Genomic DNA, 20,808 nt, shown 5'->3' with positions numbered 1-20,808 from the left:
CAGAACGTAGATATATAAGATATTTCAAGCATGAATAAACGTATTGTAACGATTGTTGCTGCCTTAGTGGCGGTTGTATTACTGATTTTACTGGGTTTGCCATACTATCTGGGTATTAAAGCCCAGCAAAGTCTTGACGAACAGCGTGCTTTACTAGCCAAAAATTCTTTTCTGCTGATTGAAAAGCAGAACTATGAACGCGGCTGGTTTAGCTCAACAGAGACTATGCAGATTCGCTTTAAACCCAGTTTTTTTGCCGGTGTACAGCAACAGTTACCGGATAATGTACGCACGGTACTGCAACAACCGATTACTTTGGTTAATCATGTACATCATGGATTATTTGCCGGCAGTATTCGTCCTGTACGGGCTCATGTAGAAACTGAGCTACAGTTCACGCCTCAGGCAAAACAGATTCTTGATCGTTTTTTTGGTCAGAATGCGCCACTACAGCTTGAAAATACTATTAATCTAAGTGGAAGCGGACAAATACACGTTGTAATTCCGAAATTCAATTATGAAGAGTTATCCGGAATTAAAATCAATTGGCAGGGGCTGGATTCAACAATTGATTATGCTAAAGATTTTAATAGTTATGATAGCCATACCGTCAGTCCCGGTCTGGATGTGATTCTGGCGACTAAAGGACATGCATCTTATCAGGATTTAAAGCTGAACAGCCATACAGAACATGGTAAAACATCACTGGCTTTAGGTAATAGTGATCTGAGTATCAAAAACATTACATTTATCTGGAATGATGTATCAGATAACAGTATCCGTTTAGATCAGCTGGTTAATCTGGTAACTAATTTGCAGATAGGTGCATTTATTAGTCCGGCTGGTAGCAGTATTCCTGCCAAAATTAACATTCAGGATCTGAAACTGGCTACTTCTACTCAGGAAAAAGATCAGTGGATTAATAGTAATGGTAAATTTGGTTTTGCTAAATTAGAGTATGGCAATGATGTTTATGGTCCGCTGGATATTGATGCATCTGCCGAACACCTGGATGCAGCCAGTCTGGTGGCAATCAATAACAAAATTACTCAGTTATCAACTCAGAATCTGAATAATGAGCAACTTCGCGCAGCAATTGTATCTGCTGTGCGTAATGAGGGGCAGGGACTGTTTACTCATGACCCGCTTATTAAACTGAACAGTTTTAAATTGCAAATGCCGCAGGGCTTAATAGATATACATGGCAGCCTTGGTTTCAAAAACCTGCTTGCGTCTGATATGCAGCAGTTTGGATTAATGCTGAATAAAACTGAGTCAGAAATGGACTTTGCCATTCCTCAGGCAGTAATGGAAAATTTTGCTATCAGTCAGGCACGTGCCTTTTTTACGGTGGATGCCAGTGCTGGAGGTCCGGAAGCTCTTGAAGATATTGACCAGACAATCCGCTTGATGATTGATAGTGCGGTTAAATCCATGCAGACCAAAGGCTATATACAGGTCGACAATGGGGTTATTAAAACTCATCTGAAATTAATGGGTGGCAAGCTTTATCTGAATGGTAAAATGTGGAATAACGAATCAGAACCTGAGCCGGATTATGCTGAATTACCGGCAGCGTCTGAAACTGCTTCTTTACCTCACGCTGCCACTAATCACTAACTGCCATTAGTATAAAACCTCTTAATCTTGCTGATTAAGAGGTTTTTATTAATTTATATATCTAATCTTAGTATAGATAATTATTGACCTCTCAAAAATAAAGCATCCAAATCCTGCAAGCGAAGTTTTACCCATGTTGGGCGACCATGATTACACTGATTAGCACGTTCTGTATTTTCCATATCGCGCAGTAATGCATTCATCTCCGGTAAAGTTAATTTACGTCCTGCACGTACTGAACCGTGACAGGCTAAAGTGGAAAGAATGCGGTTTTCTCGTTCCCTGATGACTTCGCTACTGCCAATTTTCATTAAATCATCCAAAACTTCTTGTACCAGCATCTTAATATCGCTTTTTACCAACATAGCCGGTACGGTATGCACCACCAATTGCTGATGATTTTCAACCGAAATATCCAGACCATAATCTTGTAAAGTAGCGGCATATTCATTTGCCAGGGCAATTTCTTCATGGCTGGCATTAAAGCGGATTGGAATCAGTAATGTCTGACTATTTACTTTACCCGTTGCATCGCGCTGTTGCTTCATTTTTTCATAATTTACCCGTTCGGCACTAGCATGCATATCGACCAGAATAAGTGCGTCTTCTGCTTGTGCCAGAATATAGATATCAAGTAGCTGGGCAATAGCATATCCCAGTGGGGGAATTATCGTTTCATTCGCCTGTACTGATTGATAAGTAGAATTTATACCGCGTACTTGCTCCAAGCTGGCCAGTTCATTATCAATTTCTGCTGATTGTGGGATACTGATTGTATTGTTTTCAAGTACTGGTTCTGATTTATATAATTCAGCATAAGTATTCAGAGCACTCTGTGATTCTTTTAAACTCAGATTGCGCTGAACCGGTGTATGGCTTCGCTGATATGGTGCCGGAGAGTGTATTGCAGTATTGATTTTATTAGAACCAAATACTTGTTGAACTTCAGCCGGCTGTTTTTGCATAATATCTTTGAGTGCTGTTTCCGGCTGTGATACAGAGGTGGTATGTCTGGCATTCGTAGAAGCCAGACATTTATTCAAAGTATGAAATACAAGCTGATGTACAGCCTGACCCTGGCGGAAACGTACTTCAGTTTTGGTTGGATGGACATTTGCATCAACTTCGGTAGGAGGCAAGGTAAGAAACAGGATAAATGCAGGTGTTAAAGCCTGATGTAAAACATCATTATATGCCTGTTTAACTGCATGCAGAATAATTTTATCCCGTACAAATCGTTGATTGACAAAAATATATTGCTGGCTGGTTTTACCATGTGTAAAAGTAGGTTTACCAATAAGTCCGTGTAAACGCATTTCATTGAGTTTTTCGTCAACACTCAGGCTGGCAGCGGTAAAATCTGTTCCCATAATGGCTGAGCAGCGCTCTTGCAGGGATTGCGCAGGCAATGAAAGTATATTTTTATTATTATGCTGTAAACTGAATGCTACTTCAGGATGAGCCAGTGCCAGACGTTCTACCATGGTACGGCAATGTGCAAACTCAGTTGCAGGTGATTTAAGAAACTGACGCCTTGCCGGTGTGTTGAAAAAAAGTTCAACTACATCAACAGTCGTTCCAGTGGGATGTGCAGCTGGTTTAACATCACTGAGTTTGCCGTCTTCTGCGTAAATTTGAGTTGCGTGATTATCCATATTTGTACGGCTGGTCAGAGTCAGACGGCTGACTGAGGCAATGCTGGCCAGACCTTCACCACGAAAACCCATGCTTACTACTTTTTCCAGATCTTCCAGAGAACTGATTTTACTCGTTGCATGGCGATGTAAAGCTAGCGGAATATCTGTCTTATCTATGCCCTGGCCATCATCAGTAACGGACAAACGTTTGATACCACCGGCTTCCAGCTGAATATCAATATGGCTGGCTCCCGCATCCAGACTGTTTTCAATTATTTCTTTCAGTGCATTGGCCGGACGTTCAATCACTTCTCCGGCAGCTATCTGGTTAATTAAATGATCGGGTAATACATGTATCTGACTCATAACATGCCTGTAATATCGTTATTAACAGCAGAAAAGAATATTTAATTTTGCTTTGAAGCTGCAAATTTATGGCGCAGTATTTCTATAACAGCCGGCAATAGAGAAGCAGCAATGATAATAATCAGTGCCAGAGAAAGATTCTGTTTAATGAACGGCAGATTACCAAAAAAATACCCGGCATAAGAAAACAGCACAACCCAGAGGATAGCACCAATACAGTTATAGCGTATAAAATGACCATAATGCATATGTCCCATTCCGGCTACAAAAGGTGCGAATGTACGCACTATTGGCACAAAACGGGCAATGATAATCGTCTTTCCGCCATGCTTTGCATAAAATTCCTGTGTTTTGTGTAAATAAATTTGTTTGAATATTTTTGAATGAGGGTTTGCAAACAGATGGGCACCAAATTTTTTTCCGATTGAAAAATTTACGGCATCACCGATGATAGCGGCAGCCAGTAACAACACAACCATAAAATGCACATTCATCTCGCCTATAGCAGCAATTCCACCGGCTGCAAATAACAGGGAATCACCAGGCAGAAACGGAGTAACTACTAATCCGGTTTCACAAAAAATCAAAGCAAACAGAATTACATAAATCCATATTCCATATTGAGTCACAATAAATTGCAGGTGCTGATCAATATGTAAAATGAAATCTATCAGAGTTGAGATTATATTCATGAAGGATAGCAAAGAAATAAATGGTGGTATTTTAACGCAAAGCATTCGGAAACAGCAGGTATATGCATGCTAAAATTAAAATCATAATCATCAGCCCTTCCTTTCAGGCTGATTCTGACTAATTTACACTGATGAATACGCTATGAGCCAATATGTATACTCAATGCTGCGCGTAAGTAAAACCGTGCCGCCACAAAAACAGATTATCAAGGATATTTCTTTATCTTTTTTTCCCGGTGCCAAAATTGGTTTGCTGGGACTTAATGGTGCTGGGAAATCCACTGTTTTAAAAATTATGGCCGGAGTAGATACCGAATTTGAAGGTGAAGCCATTCCAATGAGTGGTATTAAAATCGGCTATTTACCACAGGAGCCCCAGCTTGATGCTGATAAAACGGTGAGAGAAGAAGTGGAATCCGGCTTAGGGGATGTGGCCGGTGCACAGAAAAAACTGGAAGAAGTATATGCTGCTTATGCAGAACCGGATGCTGATTTTGATGCGCTGGCTGAAGAGCAGGCACGGCTGGAAGCTATTATCGCGGCTGGTGCTGGAGATAATTTAGAACATCAGCTGGAAATTGCTGCTGATGCACTGCGGTTACCAGAATGGGATGCACGGATTGGTAATTTGTCCGGTGGGGAAAAACGCAGGGTTGCATTATGTAAATTGCTATTAAGTAAGCCGGATATGCTGTTACTGGATGAACCGACTAATCACCTTGATGCAGAATCAGTAGAATGGCTGGAACAGTTTCTGGTTCGTTTTCCGGGTACAGTAGTAGCTGTTACGCATGACCGCTATTTTCTGGATAATGCTGCAGAGTGGATTCTGGAATTAGACCGGGGGCATGGTATTCCATGGAAAGGTAACTATAGTTCATGGCTGGAACAAAAAGAAGCCCGACTGGAGAACGAAGCTAAAACCGAGGCCGCAAGAATTAAAGCCATGAAGCAAGAGCTTGAGTGGGTAAGACAGAATGCGCGTGGGCGTCAGGCTAAATCTAAAGCGCGTCTGGCGCGTTTTGAAGAAATGAGTAATTACGAGTATCAGAAACGTAATGAAACTCAGGAAATATTTATTCCGGTAGCCGAGCGTCTGGGTAATGAGGTGATTGAATTTGAGCATGTCAGCAAAAGTTTTGGTGATAAATTACTCATTGATGATTTAAGTTTTAAAATTCCGCCTGGTGCCATTGTTGGGATTATCGGACCAAACGGTGCCGGTAAATCTACATTATTCAAACTGATTACCGGACAGGAACAGCCGGATACGGGTGAGGTAAAGATTGGTCAGACAGTAAAATTATCAATAGTTGATCAGAGCCGTCACGGTCTGCATGATGATAAAAACGTATTTGATGAAATAGCAGAAGGACGTGATATTTTACAGGTAGGACAATTTGAAATTCCTGCGCGAGCCTATCTGGGCAGATTCAACTTTAAAGGCAGTGACCAGAGTAAAATTGTAGGAAAACTATCCGGAGGTGAGCGCGGACGTCTGCATCTGGCTAAAACTTTAATTTCCGGTGGTAATGTATTGCTGCTGGATGAACCATCAAATGATCTGGATGTGGAAACTCTGCGTGCACTTGAAGAGGCCTTACTGGAATTTGCCGGCAGCGTACTCGTCGTTTCACATGATCGCTGGTTTCTTGACCGGATTGCCACACATATTCTGGCTGCTGAAGGTGAATCAAAATGGGTATTTTTTGATGGCAATTATCAGGAGTATGAAGCTGATAAAAAACGTCGTCTGGGAGAAGAAGGTGCAAAACCCAAACGCATTCGCTATAAACCGGTAATTCGCTAGCTTGTCTGGCCGGACATGTTAATTTCAGATGCCATATATTTGTCCGGCTAATATTTCTCTTTTTAAAAATAAATCTTCTTGATACAGAATTTTTCAATAATTATTCAATATTTGAAATACTTGAAAAAAACTGGTTTAGCACCATTTTAACATCCAATTTAATTGCATATTTCCAGGAAAGATTGAGGCATTACATGGCTGAAATTTATGATTCTGCTCCGTTACAGCCAACCACGATGGCAATGTTGCCTTTGCGTGATGTTGTCGTTTACCCGCATATGGTATTGCCCCTTTTTGTAGGACGTGAAAAATCCATAGCGGCTCTGGATGCTGCCATGGAGCATGATGAACCGGTATTTTTGCTGGCACAGAAAAACGCAGATACTGATGAGCCACATGCTGAAGACATGTATGACATGGGCACAGTAGCCAGTATTCTGCAAGTGCTTAAATTACCTGATGGTACGGTTAAAGTACTTGTGGAAGGTCTGTACCGGGCTAAGGTACAGTATATTGATGAAAGCGGGCCGTATGTTGAGGCTCATATAGAAAAATGTACGGATGCCATTGAAGAGGATAAACACGATGATGAGGCATTACGTCGTACCTTATTATCCCAATTTGAACAGCTGGCGAAGTTGAATAAAAAAATTCCGGCAGAAGTCATTACTACAATTAACGGTATCGATACTCTTAGTCGTCTGGCTGATACTATTGCAGCTCACTTGCAGCTGAAACTTGACCAGCGTCAGCAAATCCTTGCTATGACCAATGTGACTGCCCGTCTGGAACATTTACTTCATTTGCTTGAGTCTGAGCTGGATATCCTTCAGGTAGAAAAACGTATTCGCGGGCGAGTAAAGCGACAAATGGAAAAGTCGCAGCGCGAATATTATCTGAATGAACAGGTAAAAGCGATTCAGAAAGAGCTGGGTGAAGAAGATGATGATTTGGCTAATCTTGAAACGCAAATTCGCCAGGCAGGTATGAGCAAAGAGGCAGAAGAAAAATGTCTGTCTGAATTCAAAAAATTGCGCATGATGCCTCCGATGTCAGCTGAATCAACAGTTGTTCGTAATTATATAGATACGCTGCTTGAATTACCGTGGAAAAAGAAATCTAAGGTAAGCAAAGATATTGTCAAAGCCGATATGATTCTGAATGCCGACCACTACGGTCTCGAAAAAGTTAAAGAACGCATTCTTGAATATCTTGCAGTACAAAAACGCATGAATCAGCTTAAGGGTCCTATTTTATGTCTGGTCGGCCCTCCAGGTGTAGGTAAAACATCACTGGGTGAATCCATTGCTAAAGCGACCGGACGAAAATATGTTCGTATGGCGTTAGGTGGTGTGCATGATGAGAGTGAAATCCGCGGCCACCGGCGAACCTATATCGGCTCAATGCCCGGTAAAATTCTGCAAAACATGGCCAAGGTTGGTGTTAAAAACCCACTATTTTTACTCGATGAAATTGATAAATTAGGTAATGATTTCAGGGGTGATCCTGCTAGTGCTTTACTTGAAGTGCTTGATCCTGAACAAAACCATTCTTTTTCTGACCATTATGCAGAGGTTGAATTTGATTTATCAGATGTAATGTTTATTGCTACTTCTAATAGTATGAACATTCCGTCTCCGCTACTTGACCGTATGGAAATTATTCGTCTTTCCGGTTATACCGAAGACGAAAAAATCAATATTGCCATGAAATATCTGGTAGCGAAACAGATCAAGCAAAATGGTGTACGCGACGGTGAAATCTGCATTGAGGAATCAGCTGTACGCGATATTATCCGTTATTACACCCGTGAAGCAGGTGTGCGTTCACTTGATCGTGAAATAGCCAAAATTTGCCGTAAAGTAGTAATGAAGCAAGCGGTTGCAGCAGAAAATACCAGTAAAGGTAAAAAAGCTAAAGCAAAACCAGAAACGATTGTAATAAATGCAGATAATTTACATGACTATCTTGGTGTTCGCCGCTTTGATTATGGAGTAGCGGAAAATGAAAACCGTATTGGTCAGGTAACAGGACTAGCCTGGACAGAAGTGGGTGGTGAACTTTTAACGATTGAAGCTAGCAAATTTCGTGGTAAAGGCAATATTCTGCGTACCGGTAAGCTGGGTGATGTGATGCAGGAATCTGTCAGCGCTGCGTGGAGTGTTGTTCGTTCACGGGCTGAAAGTCTGGGTATCGAGCCTGATTTTTATGAAAAAAATGATATTCACGTTCATGTTCCTGAAGGTGCTACGCCGAAAGATGGTCCGAGTGCGGGTAGTGCTATAACTCTAGCTTTAGTTTCTGCTTTTACCGGTATACCGGTACGTGCGGATGTAGCCATGACTGGCGAAATTACTCTGCGAGGAGAAATTCTGCCAATTGGCGGGCTGAAAGAAAAGCTGCTAGCTGCTTTACGCGGCGGAATAAAGCATGTGCTGATTCCGAAAGACAATGTTAAAGATCTGGAAGAAATTCCGACTAACATCTGTGAACAGCTGACTATTCACCCGGTACAGTGGATAGATGAAGTACTTAATCTGGGGTTGGCTTATCCGCCCAGCCCGTGGCAGAGTACACCTGAAGAAAGTTTAATAGCTAAATCGGCGCCTAAGTCAACAACAAAAACTGTAAAACACTGAGTATGCAGCCATTCACCAACACTAATGGTGAATGGCTTTGTTTTTGGCATGATTTAACTCAATGTAGTTGTGTCGACGCTTGACATAAAGAATTTGGGCTTGTTATAAAGTAATCGTAATGTATTGTTCAGTTTTTGCCATAAAGGAAATGGTCGGAAACTGAAAATCATATGAACATAACAACAGAAAGGGACTTTATTGTGAATAAGTCTGAATTGATTGAAGCTATTGCTCAGGAAGCCGATTTACCTAAAGCTTCTGCAGCAAAGGCTCTAGACGGTATGATTAGCTCTGTTACTAAAGCACTGAAAAGTGGTGATACTGTAACTTTAGTGGGTTTCGGTACATTTTATGTTGGTGAACGTGCTGCACGTGCTGGACGTAACCCTAAAACTGGCGAGCCATTGCAAATCAAAGCAGCCAAAACTCCTAAGTTCCGTGCAGGTAAAGCACTGAAAGATGCTCTTTGATTTGAATTTTGTAATCAAGCTGGGCGGGATATTTTCCCGCCCTTTTTATTGTTTGTCGCTTTTGTGCATTAATTCTTTAATCAACATGGTTTAGCTTAATAAAAAAAGTTACAATATCGTTCTGTCTGTTTTAAATAAAGTTAACTGAATCTCATGTTTCATATTGTAGAAAAATATAAAACCCCGGCTCAGATTATTCTAGGCGCGATTTGTCTAAGTTTTGTATTTGCAGGTGGCTATTCACTGGCTGTTCCCGGTTCTGACTATGTCAGCAAAGTAGGTGACATAAAAATTAAAATAAACGACGTCAATGATTTTCAGCGGCGTCTACAGAACGCATCTGGTAATCCGGTAAGTAAACAGCTTGCTTATGAAACACTGCGTGATCAGGCTTATATTCAGCAGGCTGCTAATGATATGAATATTAATGTTTCGATTAGCCAGATAAAACAGGTGATTGCATCTGATCCGAGTTTTCAGGAAAACGGAAAATTTGTAGAAGCCAAATATCGCGCATTTTTACAACAGTCAGGAATGACAGAAGAAGCTCTAATAGACGGTATGCGTAAACAGTACGCTATGCAGACTATGCTGAATCTTATGAAAGCCGGTAATTTAGTAAGTGACGTACAGGCCAGACAAATGATTAATCTGTTGCAATCTGCACGTCAGGTTCAAACAATTACCTTTCCTGCAGCTAATTTTGTCAGTCAGGTAGCTGTTGATGACAGCAAGCTAAAAGCTTATTACGAAGCGAATAAAAAACGTTATTATCTGCCGCAGGCTGTGAAATATGAATTTGTACAATTGTCTGCTGCAGAGCTGGGCGCTAAGGAAACAGTCAGTGAAGCTGAGCTACAGGAAGCATATAATCAGATTCCGACTTCCGCATCAGCTCCGAAACCCTCATTGGAAAGTGTAAAAGCACGATTAACTCAAGAGATTCAGATTCGTAAGGGTGCAGCTGTTGTTGCGAAAATGAAAGAAACTGTCAGTGATCTGGCATTTAATAACCCAAAAACATTACAGCCGATTAATGATAAGCTCGGTTTACAAATTCACAAGGTAGATCAGGGTTGGGTAACACGCGATATGGCCAATGCCAATCGGATGCCTAAAGCGTTGCAAGATGTTTTATTTGGAAATGATGTACTGGTAAAACGATATAATTCTGAACCAGTTGATTTGGGTAACGGAACATATTGGGTGGTACGTGCACTGGATGTACGTAAAGAACATCAGGCATCTTTTGCAGAGATTAAAGCTCAGATACAACAAGACTACATTGCCGAGGAAGCCAAAAAGCTGGCGACAGCATCAGCTAAGCAGGCTCTGGAAAATTTAAATAAAGGTGACATTTCCAGTCTCTCATGGTCACCAAGTACAGATCTTACACCACAACAAGCTGTAGCGATGATGTCTAAGGATGATTTCCAGCTTTGGATTAAAGCCAAACCTGCAAACAACAAACCGGCATATATTTTACTTACCGATCAGCAAAATCCAGTATTGGTTAAAATTAATGCAATTAAACCACCTCAGGATATAGGTAATGTTTTGCCACAGGCTAAGCAAATTATCAGCGAAAATCTGGCACAGAACCTTGCTATTGCTAATCTGCAATGGTTAAAAAATCGCTATAAAGTGAAGCAGGGTGTACAAAAGCTGGATACGGCTGACGAATAATAAAATTATTATTGACCTTATAAATTTTATAAGGTCAATATTTTTTGCAGACATATATTGTCTTGTATTCAATAAGTTTGGATTTACCGTTTGCAGTTGAAGGATTTTTGAGTTGTATACCAGTTATCATGCCATTACAGGTGAAATTCTATTTACCCGTGAAAATCTGACCAGAGCTGAATTCGATTTGCAGTATCAGCAGCTGTCCAGTAAACAACGTAATTTTGCCTGTGAAAATGTGCAAACACGTACTCATTATCTTTTAGAGTTTGCTCAGCGACTGGAACAAGCACAAACCGAACTGGCCTATCAGATTTGTATTGAAGTAGGACGCTGTTTACGTGAGTGTGAAGCAGAAATCAGTAAATCTATTGCTCTGATTCGTTATTATGCGCATTTAGCGCCCGAGCTGCTTGCCCATAAAACTATTGCCACGCAGGCAAGCCTGAGTCAGGTTCGTTTTGAGCCTTTAGGAACAGTATTGGCAGTAATGCCATGGAATTATCCGGTATGGCAGATTTTGCGCTTTGCTATTCCTGCTTTATGTGCCGGAAATGCCTGTCTGGTAAAACCTGCACCTTCTGTAGGCAAAATTAGCCAGATGCTGTTTGAATTAATAGGGGCTGATTTACCTTTACAACTTGTCTGGCTCAGTAATGATGATATTGAATATGCTATTGCTCAAACGCAGGCACTGGCTTTTACCGGTTCAACCCAAACCGGGCGATATCTGGCTGCACTGGCCGGCCGTCATTTACGCAAATGTGTTATGGAACTGGGCGGAAGCAATGCGTTCATTGTATTAAATGATGCGGATATTGAGCAGGCTGCTGCAGATGCTTGTTATTCACGCTTTCGCGACGCCGGTCAGTCATGTAATGCAGCCAAACGGCTGATTATAAATAATGACATTGCTGATAAATTTCTGGCTGTTTTTATGCAATACTGTCGGAAACTGCAAATGGGAGAGCCATGGCTGCCGTCAACAACTTTGGCACCACTGCATCGCAATGATTTACGTTCATTGGTTCATGCGCAGGTTCAGGATGCACTTACCCATGGTGCACAATGTTTACTTGGCGGTAAAATCCCGGAAAATGTACAAGGCTGGTTTTATCCGGCTACTATTCTGGATAAAGTCAATCCGGATTGTCGTGTATATCATGAAGAAGTATTCGGACCAGTAGCGATTATTTTGCGAGCCAGTGATAATCATCATGCATTAACGCTGGCAAATGATAATCCTTTTGGTCTGGGTGCCAGTATTTATACGCATAACACTTCTCAGGCATGGAAATTCGCAGAACATTTAAATGTGGGTAGTGTATTTATTAACCGACATACGAGTAGTGATTTACGCCTGCCTTTTGGCGGAGTAAAAGATTCCGGATTCGGACGCGAATTGTCAGAATTTGGAATTTATGAGTTTGTTAATGTGAAAACCTACTGGCAAAAATAATTGATACGTTCATATAATCAATAATTTATTTGAAAAAGAATGTAATATCTATAGATATAATTTTTATTGCATAAAATAATGAATCTACTTAGTAAAAAGGGACAGAAACTATGTATGTAGCCAGACGCTTTTACTGGTTCGTACTTGCCATAATACTTTTTTTGATTGTTATAACAGTTGTATGGCAGATAAAGTCCCAAGCGCATAAAACTGTCAATACAGATATAAACCAACAGGTTGTGAATAAGCAGCCAAAGGTTCAATATCATCAGAATTCTCACCAATCAAAAAACGATCAGGTTAATGAACAGATTCTTTCCGAACCTGAAAAAAACAAATACGCTGCTGAATATGCTTTACCCATAGATCAGTTACAACAATTAATTCCGGCTATGAAAGAAGGCGTATTACAGCTATCGTATCCGGATGGTAAAAAGAAACTACAAGGCAACTATAAAAATGGTAAACCAGTCGGACAATGGCATAGCTGGTATCCAAATGGCCGGCTTGCGATTGAAATAAGCTGGAAAAACGGTTTACCGCATGGCAAAACACGCAGCTGGTATGAAAATGGTCATAAACGCGGAGAAATTTATTTCGTTAACGGAAAAGCAGAAGGGCGCTGGCAGCGCTGGTACGCTAACGGGCAGATAAAACAGGATATGACTGTACATCAAGGCGTGGTAAAAACGATGACTACGTGGGATAACAGCGGACATCTGATTTCTGATGTTGCAATTATAGATAATAAAGTCAGCGGTGTTGTTCTAACCTGGTATGATTCAGGTGCCAAAAAAAGTGAATCTGTATTTGAAAAGAACGAACTAGTACGTAAAACCGAATGGGATGAAGATGGACTAATTGTTGACCTTGATGATAACTAATAATATATATTATTTAAAATAAATATCTTTATGTAATGCGCAGCGTGGATTAAAAGAAGCCTGACAAAATGGACACTGATATTGCTGATACTGTTTATAAGTTAAGAGGGTTTTGCAATTTCCACACATAACCGGTTGGCTATTTTCAGTTGTCATGGCTACAAATGTATGATCACACATCAAATCATGGCATTTAAAGCAGGCATAGTATTGTTTACACTGGGCACATTGAAGGGCAGCGATATCATTTTCATTATGATAGTGTACACAGCGACCGCAAGAGTCGGTCTGAATTCCTAAAATCATTGTTTTCAACTTTTCAGATAATATTTATTATAGCTGAACATAAATGTTTTTAAAGATAACTGTCTTTATTTATCGAACGAATTAAAAATTTTAGTTTATAAAAAAACCGAATCCCGTTTTAGGATTCGGTTTTGTGAATACATGATATGAAGAATTACATACGTTCAATCAAAGCTTTACCAAAATCTGAGCAGGAGACTTCTTTTGCACCTTCCATCATACGGGCAAAATCATAGGTGACAATTTTGTCGGCAATGGCTTTTTCAATTGAGGTAATAACCAAATCTGCAGCTTCTTTCCAGCCTAAATGACGTAACATCATTTCGGCAGACAGAATAATAGATCCCGGATTAACTTTATCCTGACCGGCATATTTAGGTGCAGTACCATGTGTTGCTTCAAATACGGCATATTCATCAGAGATATTGGCTCCCGGGGCAATACCGATACCACCAACCTGAGCAGCCAAAGCATCTGAAATGTAGTCACCATTCAGATTCAGTGTCGTAATCACATCATATTCAGCCGGACGCAGCAAAATCTGCTGCAGGAATGCATCAGCAATACAATCTTTAATGACGATATTTTTACCGGTTTTCGGATTTTTAAATTCGCACCATGGTCCATCACCAATTAAAGTTGCGCCAAATTCATTTTTAGCCACTTCATAAGACCAGTCACGGAATCCGCCTTCGGTAAATTTCATGATGTTACCTTTATGAACAATGGTAACACTGTCACGGTCATTATCAATAGCATAACGTATAGCTGCGCGGGTCAGACGTTGTGAACCCTCTTTAGAAACAGGCTTAATACCAATGCTGGATGTTTCAGGGAAGCGGATTTTGGTAACACCCATTTCACCTTGCAGGAAGTTGATAATTTTTTTAGCATCTGCTGTTTCTGCAAACCATTCAATACCTGCGTAAATATCTTCAGTGTTCTCACGGAAAATAACCATGTTAACTTTACTAGGATCTTTAAGCGGAGAAGGTACGCCTTTGAAATACTGTACAGGACGCACACACTGATATAAATCCAGTTGCTGACGAATGGCAACATTCAGTGAACGAATACCGCCGCCTACCGGTGTAGTCATCGGTCCTTTGATTGCTACTTTATATTCTTTAATGGCTTCCAGTGTTTCTTCCGGTAACCATACATTTTCACCATAAACTTTAGTGGCTTTTTCACCGGCATAAACTTCCATCCAGACAATTTTTCTGGAACCGTTATAGGCTTTCGCTACTGCTGCATCAATAACGTCTTTCATCACTGGCGTAATATCAACACCAATACCATCCCCTTCAATAAAAGGAATAATTGGATTATTCGGAATAGCTTGGCCAGAAACGATTTTATGACCTTCTGTCGGCACTTTAATGTGACTCATGGTAACTCCTGTGATGTTACTTTTTCTGATAAAGGGCTACTTACTCCCGCTTGCAGCCTGACAGCCTCATTATCCTTTATTTTGTTAACTTAAGCCAGAAAAATGTAGTGCGATGTAGTCGGAAATTGTTTTAGGGAGATATCATCAGAATGCATTTTCAGAAGCCCATAAATCAGGCTGATATTCATGCTGATAGAAATGGCTGATACCCAGACCAATCAGCCGGAATTGTTCGCCATTCTCCGGTAACCGTTTGAGTAAATCCTGCCCGGCAGCAATCAAAGCTTCAGCATCAGGTAAAGGAGAAGAGTAGGTCTGCGAACGTGTATGAATCTGAAAATCAGCAGTTTTTAATTTTAAAGTTACACAATTTCCCTGCAACTGTTTCTGCTGCATCGTTTCTACTAATGTCTGTGCCAGGTCAGGCAGATGGCGGGCGATTTCAATCAGATTTTCATTTTTGATAAGTGTAATTTCCGTAGATATCTGCTGGCGGTTACGTTCAGGAGTAACTTCGCGGTCATCACGCCCCTGAGCAAGATCAAACAGCCGGTATCCCCAGCGACCAAAATGATGCACTAAAACAGATAAATTTACCTGACTTAAATCTCCGACTGTTTTCCAGCCTAAAGCATTCATTTTCTGCTCTGTTACTTTACCGACTCCGGGAATTTTACCTAATGGTAATTTCTGCAAAAAATTCATCACTTGCGAAGGCGCAATAACGAACTGACCGTTTGGCTTGCGCCAGTCAGAAGCAATTTTAGCCAGAAATTTGTTAGGAGCAATACCGGCGGAGGCGGTCAAACCGGTTTCAGACAGAATAGATGCGCGTATTTCACTGGCAATATCCCGGGCATAAGGCAGATTGCCCTGATAATTAGTGACATCGAGGTAAGCCTCATCCAAAGATAAGGGTTCAATTTGATGTGTATAGCGGCTAAAGATACTGTGAATATACTGTGATACTGCACGGTATTTATTGAAATCCGGAGTAATATAAATTGCCTGAGGGCATAATCGCTTAGCTGTAGATACAGCCATAGCAGAATGCAGTCCATATTTGCGAGCCGCATACGAGGCAGCACAAATTACTGACCTTGGTCCATCCCATGCTACAACAACAGGTTTGTTTTGAAGTTCGGGACGATCGCGCAATTCTACTGACGCATAAAATGCGTCCATATCAATATGAATGATTTTCCGATCCGACATGTTTATACTTTATTATTTATTAAATATGTAGGATCAGACACCAGTAATATAAAAAATAATACTGATGTCCAGACTAATAATGACGAATTAATGCAGGCTATAACCGTTAAGATACTTAATACGTTCATTAGTCATTAGTGTATCACATTCCAGCCGTATTAGTTCCGCCTGAGCAGGCGAAGCGGCTTTAGCCGCTTTTGCCTGACACTGACTGGTTTTCTGGGCTATCCATTTCTGTTCTTCCTGCTGCAAGGTATTACGAACAGTATCGTTCAGATTATGCCATTTCGCATTAATAACACTATTGGCATTGCGGTTATTATCCCGTGCCTGCTGCAACTGATCAGCAGTTATATCGTTTTGGATAATGTGATTGTTATCAGCCTGATTATTATTCTCTGTTGCGAAAGAATGACCGTTAAGAATATCACTTGCTTTCTGAGCTTCCGGGCTGAGGCGATCTAATGGTAAAACCTGGGCATTGGGATTAGTGATCAGTTTGATAGCATCTGCACGATTGTACATATGCCCGGCAATCATGACTGTATCCTTGATACCATAGGGTAATAGTGCATTACCTAAAACAGTACTTAAGGTTTGAATACCTGTCTGATCAAATTTGCTGGCAGAATTGGTTACAGATGCTGCATTAGCATTTGTTCTGTCTGAAACAGGTGCGTATTGGATAGGTTTAGAAAAAACATTATCATGCAGAGTAACTTCATTACCTTGCAACTGCTGATTCAGATGGGCAATAAAATCGGTTTTACCAAATAACAACGGTGCATTTGTCTGAATTTGCTGCCAAATATTAGTTGGAACGGTAATTTTTAGCTCACTGCTGCAAACAGGATTACCATTATTGTCTTTATCCAGCTTGCCATCAGATACGGCTACAGATAATTCATGGCTGGCATTGATTACTTTATCTGCATCTACAAACTGACGGCTGTCATTTTGAGCGAACTGATGAACATTATTATTGATACCTGTCTGCAGGGTTTGCTGAATCTGACTGCGAAGCTGCTCACTATTGCAGCTTAGCTTTGCTTTAGATGCTTCTGAATCATCCCTTGAACAGGCTGCTAGAGAAATAATACCGATGATGCTGTATACAAGTATGCTTCTTTTCATGATTGTTTCCTATATTGATAATGGATAAAAGACAACTTGATTACAAATAATGCATCTTTATTATGCTGCGTATGTAATTATTAATCATTTGATTTTACTCAAAAATACAAAAAGCCTGAAATATCTCTCAGGCTTTGGAAACAATATGACTGATTTAACGCAAACTATCCAGTATAGAGTAAATCGGGCTTAAAATTGCTTCCCCCAAACGCAGAGAACGCTGACCGTTCCAGCCAAAATCGTCATCCGGCCATTGATTATTGTCTTTAAATGGCATTTCAAGTGTATAAGCTAAACATTTGAAGGTTTCGCCAATGTATGCAGTAGCAATATTCAAATTGGCTTTACCCGGTTCATCTTTTTCATAACCATATTTATCCTGAAAATCTGGGCTTGCTACCAGAAAGGCCTGTTTGAACATTTCCTGTAACGAATGCAGCCTGTCATCGAAAGAAGGAATTCCCTCATTACCTGAAAGAAATACATAAGGAATAGATTCATCGCCATGAATATCCAGGAATAAATCCACTCCTGTTTCATGCATTTTTTCACGTACCAGATAAACTTCCGGACTGTTTTGCATGCTGGGCTGCAACCATTCGCGATTGAGATTTGCACCGGCAGCATTAGTACGCAGATTACCAAGTACGGATCCATCAGGGTTCATATTCGGAACAATATAAAATGTAGCCTGATCCAGCAAAGCACGTGCTGTCGGATCCTGATGATCTAATAACCGGCCTAACAGACCTTCAATAAACCATTCAGCCATAGTTTCACCAGGATGCTGACGAGCAATCACCCAGATTTTCAAATCGCTGGCAACCTGATTGCCAATTGTCAGCAGATTAATATCGCGTCCCTGAATAGTGCTGCCTAAATCTTCTATCTGGCATAAGCCGCTGCTCTGACTGTCACCTAGTAGATTCAGATGCTGTTCATATGAATAAGGTTCGAAGTAGGCATAATACACACTATTGGATAACGGAGTATGAGAAATAGTTAATATGTCGTTTTCGAAAGATGTAGGAACACGAAACCAGTTGATGCGATCATAAGAGCACATAGCCTGATAATCTTCCCAACCCTCCGGGTAAGCGGATTCAGTTGTATTAATGAAATTCAGGCGAATATTCTGATAGGCAACACCCTGTACACGGAAATAAAACCATTGCCGAAATTCGGCCGCATTGTCTTTAGGTAATTTGAGCTGGATATTGGCCGGATCACTGGCATCGACAATCTCAATATTACCACCATCAAACTGTGTGCTGATTTTTAGCATACAACTACTTTCATTGAAATAAACAACTGAGTTAAAGATATTGTAGTCTTTCTGGCAGTGACTTTCTATGTTTGTCAGACAAAATTTATGGCAGGATAATATAGTATCGCTTTGCAAAAAATAATTTCTGTACTGCTTAAAATTTATTTTATGGATTTAAAATTTAATTTGAACATTAAAATATCTGCTTAAGGTGTGATTATTTAAAAATCCGTTAATTTATTAGCACTTTGCCCGGAATGATGTATTTAATGAAAGCTTTTGAACTCTAACGTTTGAAAATTAAAAGCTTTTCTGAATTATTATAAATTCTTGGGCGCACTACAGTACATTCCGCTAAAATAAGCAGTTATTTTCTGGTTTTCTGGTATTGATTTATCAGAATGTTGCTGTCTGAATTAATTTGAATTATTGGCTTACATGAACAATATACGCAATTTCTCTATTATCGCCCATATTGACCATGGGAAGTCGACACTGGCTGATCGTTTTATTCAGTATTGTGGCGGTCTTGAAAATCGGGAAATGAGTGCACAGGTACTCGATTCCATGGATATTGAAAAAGAGCGCGGTATTACAATTAAAGCTCAAACTGCAGCTTTACAGTATAAAGCCCGTGACGGGCAGGTTTATCAGCTTAATCTGATTGACACCCCGGGACATGTGGACTTTTCCTATGAGGTATCCCGTTCTCTTTCTGCCTGTGAAGGTGCATTACTGGTGGTAGATGCATCACAGGGGGTAGAAGCTCAGACCGTAGCCAATTGCTATACAGCTATTGACCTGGGGGTAGAGGTTTTGCCCGTTCTGAATAAGATTGATTTACCTTCAGCAGAGCCTGAGCGGGTCATAGAAGAAATAGAAGATATTATCGGAATTGAGGCCATTGATGCTGTACGCTGTTCTGCTAAAAGCGGCATCGGTATTGAGGATGTACTGGAAGAGATTGTAAAAAAAGTACCGGCGCCTAATGGTAAAAATGATGCACCGTTAAAAGCGTTAATCATTGATTCATGGTTTGATAATTACGTTGGCGTAGTAATGCTGATACGCATGGTCGATGGAACGGTACGTCTGAAAGATAAAGTTCGTTTCATGGCCACGGGAGCCGAAACACAGGTAGAACAATTAGGTATATTCACACCCAAATCTGTGCAGAAGCAGGAATTAAAAGCCGGTGATGTAGGCTTTTTAATTACCGGTGTCAAAGAGCTTGGTTCGGCTAAAGTAGGTGATACGATTACCCTGGCGCGGGAGCCGGCCAACGAACCTTTACCCGGTTTTAAAGAAGTGCAGCCGCAGGTGTTTGCCGGTTTATATCCTGTTGAGAGTCACGATTACGATGCATTACGTGAAGCTCTGGAAAAATTACAGCTTAATGATGCTGCACTGAAATTTGAACCGGAAGTTTCACAGGCACTAGGATTTGGTTTTCGCTGTGGTTTTCTTGGTCTGCTGCATCTGGAAATTGTCCAGGAAAGGCTTGAGCGAGAATTTAATATGGATCTGATTACCACTGCGCCAACAGTGGTATATGAAATATTAATGAAAAGCGGTGAACGCTTAGAGATTGAAAACCCGTCTAAATTACCTGATATCGGTACACTTGAAGCAATTTATGAGCCTATTATCACGGCAACTATATTATTGCCTCAGGAATATGTCGGTGCGGTAATGACATTGTGTAATCAGAAACGCGGTGTTCAGAGAAATATGCAATACATGGGCCGGCAGGTAATGCTGACTTATGAAATGCCAATGAATGAAGTCGTGATGGATTTCTTTGATAAGCTGAAATCAACTTCACGCGGCTATGCTTCGCTTGATTATGAATTTCTCGAATTCAGGGCTGCAGATCTGGTTAAACTGGATATTCTGGTTAACAGTGAAAAAGTCGATGCGCTTAGTCTGATTGTTCATCGCAGTAATTCAGTTCATCGCGGCAGAGAGCTGGTAGCTAAAATGCGTGAGCTGATTCCGAGACAAATGTTTGATATTGCGGTTCAGGCGGCAATTGGCGGTAAAATTATTGCTCGTGAAAACGTAAAAGCTCTGCGCAAAAATGTGCTGGCCAAATGTTATGGCGGCGATATTACCCGTAAGAAAAAATTATTGGAAAAACAAAAAGCCGGTAAAAAACGTATGAAACAGGTGGGTAATGTAGAAATTCCGCAATCTGCCTTTCTGGCGATTTTACAGGTTGGAGATTAAT

General features: G+C 40.6%; 15 protein-coding genes. 8 read left to right on the top strand and 7 right to left on the bottom strand.

The annotated features are described in order from the left end of the window. Window positions 1-30 precede the first annotated feature (30 nt). Window positions 31-1,620: a YdgA family protein gene (locus tag SALWKB2_RS05885; RefSeq protein ID WP_025330754.1), complete on the top strand. Its 1,590-nt coding sequence runs from the start codon at window positions 31-33 to the stop codon at window positions 1,618-1,620. 80 nt (window positions 1,621-1,700) lie between these two features. On the opposite strand, the gene mutL is transcribed toward SALWKB2_RS05885, so the two are convergent. Both mutL and SALWKB2_RS05875 read right to left on the bottom strand, forming a co-directional pair. After that, complete coding sequence (gene mutL / locus SALWKB2_RS05880) at window positions 1,701-3,623, bottom strand: DNA mismatch repair endonuclease MutL (protein ID WP_025330753.1); 1,923 nt, start codon at window positions 3,621-3,623, stop codon at window positions 1,701-1,703. 41 nt (window positions 3,624-3,664) lie between these two features. Beyond that, complete coding sequence (locus tag SALWKB2_RS05875) at window positions 3,665-4,309, bottom strand: DedA family protein (RefSeq protein WP_025330752.1); 645 nt, start codon at window positions 4,307-4,309, stop codon at window positions 3,665-3,667. Between the two features lie 148 nt (window positions 4,310-4,457). Between SALWKB2_RS05875 and ettA the strand changes: the two genes are divergently transcribed. The 6 genes from ettA (at window position 4,458) to SALWKB2_RS05845 (ending at window position 13,263) form a co-directional block, all read left to right on the top strand. Beyond that, on the top strand, window positions 4,458-6,125 hold the full coding sequence (gene ettA / locus SALWKB2_RS05870; protein WP_025330751.1) for an energy-dependent translational throttle protein EttA: 1,668 nt from the start codon (window positions 4,458-4,460) through the stop codon (window positions 6,123-6,125). Between the two features lie 194 nt (window positions 6,126-6,319). After that, entirely contained in the window at window positions 6,320-8,764 is a 2,445-nt protein-coding gene (gene lon / locus SALWKB2_RS05865; RefSeq protein ID WP_025330750.1) for an endopeptidase La, read from the top strand. Window positions 8,765-8,964: 200 nt separating this feature from the next. Then, complete coding sequence (locus SALWKB2_RS05860; RefSeq protein ID WP_025330749.1) at window positions 8,965-9,234, top strand: HU family DNA-binding protein; 270 nt, start codon at window positions 8,965-8,967, stop codon at window positions 9,232-9,234. Between the two features lie 153 nt (window positions 9,235-9,387). Next, entirely contained in the window at window positions 9,388-10,920 is a 1,533-nt protein-coding gene (locus tag SALWKB2_RS05855; protein WP_025330748.1) for a peptidylprolyl isomerase, read from the top strand. 112 nt (window positions 10,921-11,032) lie between these two features. Further along, on the top strand, window positions 11,033-12,379 hold the full coding sequence (locus SALWKB2_RS05850) for an aldehyde dehydrogenase family protein (RefSeq protein ID WP_025330747.1): 1,347 nt from the start codon (window positions 11,033-11,035) through the stop codon (window positions 12,377-12,379). Between the two features lie 239 nt (window positions 12,380-12,618). Beyond that, complete coding sequence (locus SALWKB2_RS05845; protein ID WP_158500017.1) at window positions 12,619-13,263, top strand: toxin-antitoxin system YwqK family antitoxin; 645 nt, start codon at window positions 12,619-12,621, stop codon at window positions 13,261-13,263. Between the two features lie 9 nt (window positions 13,264-13,272). Here SALWKB2_RS05845 and SALWKB2_RS12705 read toward each other — a convergent pair whose 3' ends face one another. From SALWKB2_RS12705 to SALWKB2_RS05820, 5 genes are all read right to left on the bottom strand, one after another. After that, window positions 13,273-13,569, bottom strand: a complete 297-nt coding sequence (locus SALWKB2_RS12705; protein ID WP_038648860.1) for a CHY zinc finger protein — start codon at window positions 13,567-13,569, stop codon at window positions 13,273-13,275. Window positions 13,570-13,723: 154 nt separating this feature from the next. Continuing rightward, a complete protein-coding gene (icd, locus tag SALWKB2_RS05835; RefSeq protein WP_025330744.1) occupies window positions 13,724-14,962 on the bottom strand; it encodes an NADP-dependent isocitrate dehydrogenase in 1,239 nt (412 codons plus the stop codon). Between the two features lie 144 nt (window positions 14,963-15,106). After that, a complete protein-coding gene (gene dinB, locus SALWKB2_RS05830; protein WP_025330743.1) occupies window positions 15,107-16,177 on the bottom strand; it encodes a DNA polymerase IV in 1,071 nt (356 codons plus the stop codon). A gap of 87 nt (window positions 16,178-16,264) precedes the next feature. Beyond that, window positions 16,265-17,311 (bottom strand): lysozyme inhibitor LprI family protein, encoded by a 1,047-nt coding sequence (locus SALWKB2_RS05825; RefSeq protein ID WP_025330742.1) that lies wholly within the window; start codon window positions 17,309-17,311, stop codon window positions 16,265-16,267. Between the two features lie 154 nt (window positions 17,312-17,465). Beyond that, a complete protein-coding gene (locus SALWKB2_RS05820) occupies window positions 17,466-18,596 on the bottom strand; it encodes a M14 family metallopeptidase (RefSeq protein WP_025330741.1) in 1,131 nt (376 codons plus the stop codon). Between the two features lie 420 nt (window positions 18,597-19,016). Between SALWKB2_RS05820 and lepA the strand changes: the two genes are divergently transcribed. Further along, window positions 19,017-20,807 carry a translation elongation factor 4 gene (gene lepA, locus SALWKB2_RS05815; RefSeq protein ID WP_025330740.1) on the top strand — a complete coding sequence of 597 codons (1,791 nt, stop codon included), beginning with the start codon at window positions 19,017-19,019 and terminating at the stop codon, window positions 20,805-20,807. Window position 20,808: the final 1 nt, after the last annotated feature.

This window comes from Snodgrassella alvi wkB2, assembly GCF_000600005.1.
Taxonomy (GTDB): Bacteria; Pseudomonadota; Gammaproteobacteria; order Burkholderiales; family Neisseriaceae; genus Snodgrassella; species Snodgrassella alvi.
The sequence above is the reverse complement of the archived record's forward strand: the minus strand, read 5'-3'. Positions and strand labels throughout refer to the sequence as shown.

Excerpts from the sequence above, each read along its gene's own strand:
- SALWKB2_RS05820 (WP_025330741.1), bottom strand. The coding sequence starts at position 18,596 with ATGCTAAAAATCAGCACACAGTTTGATGGTGGTAATATTGAGATTGTC.
- dinB (WP_025330743.1), bottom strand. The coding sequence starts at position 16,177 with ATGTCGGATCGGAAAATCATTCATATTGATATGGACGCATTTTATGCG.
- SALWKB2_RS05885 (WP_025330754.1), top strand. The coding sequence starts at position 31 with ATGAATAAACGTATTGTAACGATTGTTGCTGCCTTAGTGGCGGTTGTA.
- lepA (WP_025330740.1), top strand. The coding sequence starts at position 19,017 with ATGAACAATATACGCAATTTCTCTATTATCGCCCATATTGACCATGGG.
- ettA (WP_025330751.1), top strand. The coding sequence starts at position 4,458 with ATGAGCCAATATGTATACTCAATGCTGCGCGTAAGTAAAACCGTGCCG.
- SALWKB2_RS05855 (WP_025330748.1), top strand. The coding sequence starts at position 9,388 with ATGTTTCATATTGTAGAAAAATATAAAACCCCGGCTCAGATTATTCTA.
- mutL (WP_025330753.1), bottom strand. The coding sequence starts at position 3,623 with ATGAGTCAGATACATGTATTACCCGATCATTTAATTAACCAGATAGCT.
- lon (WP_025330750.1), top strand. The coding sequence starts at position 6,320 with ATGGCTGAAATTTATGATTCTGCTCCGTTACAGCCAACCACGATGGCA.
- icd (WP_025330744.1), bottom strand. The coding sequence starts at position 14,962 with ATGAGTCACATTAAAGTGCCGACAGAAGGTCATAAAATCGTTTCTGGC.
- SALWKB2_RS12705 (WP_038648860.1), bottom strand. The coding sequence starts at position 13,569 with ATGATTTTAGGAATTCAGACCGACTCTTGCGGTCGCTGTGTACACTAT.
- SALWKB2_RS05825 (WP_025330742.1), bottom strand. The coding sequence starts at position 17,311 with ATGAAAAGAAGCATACTTGTATACAGCATCATCGGTATTATTTCTCTA.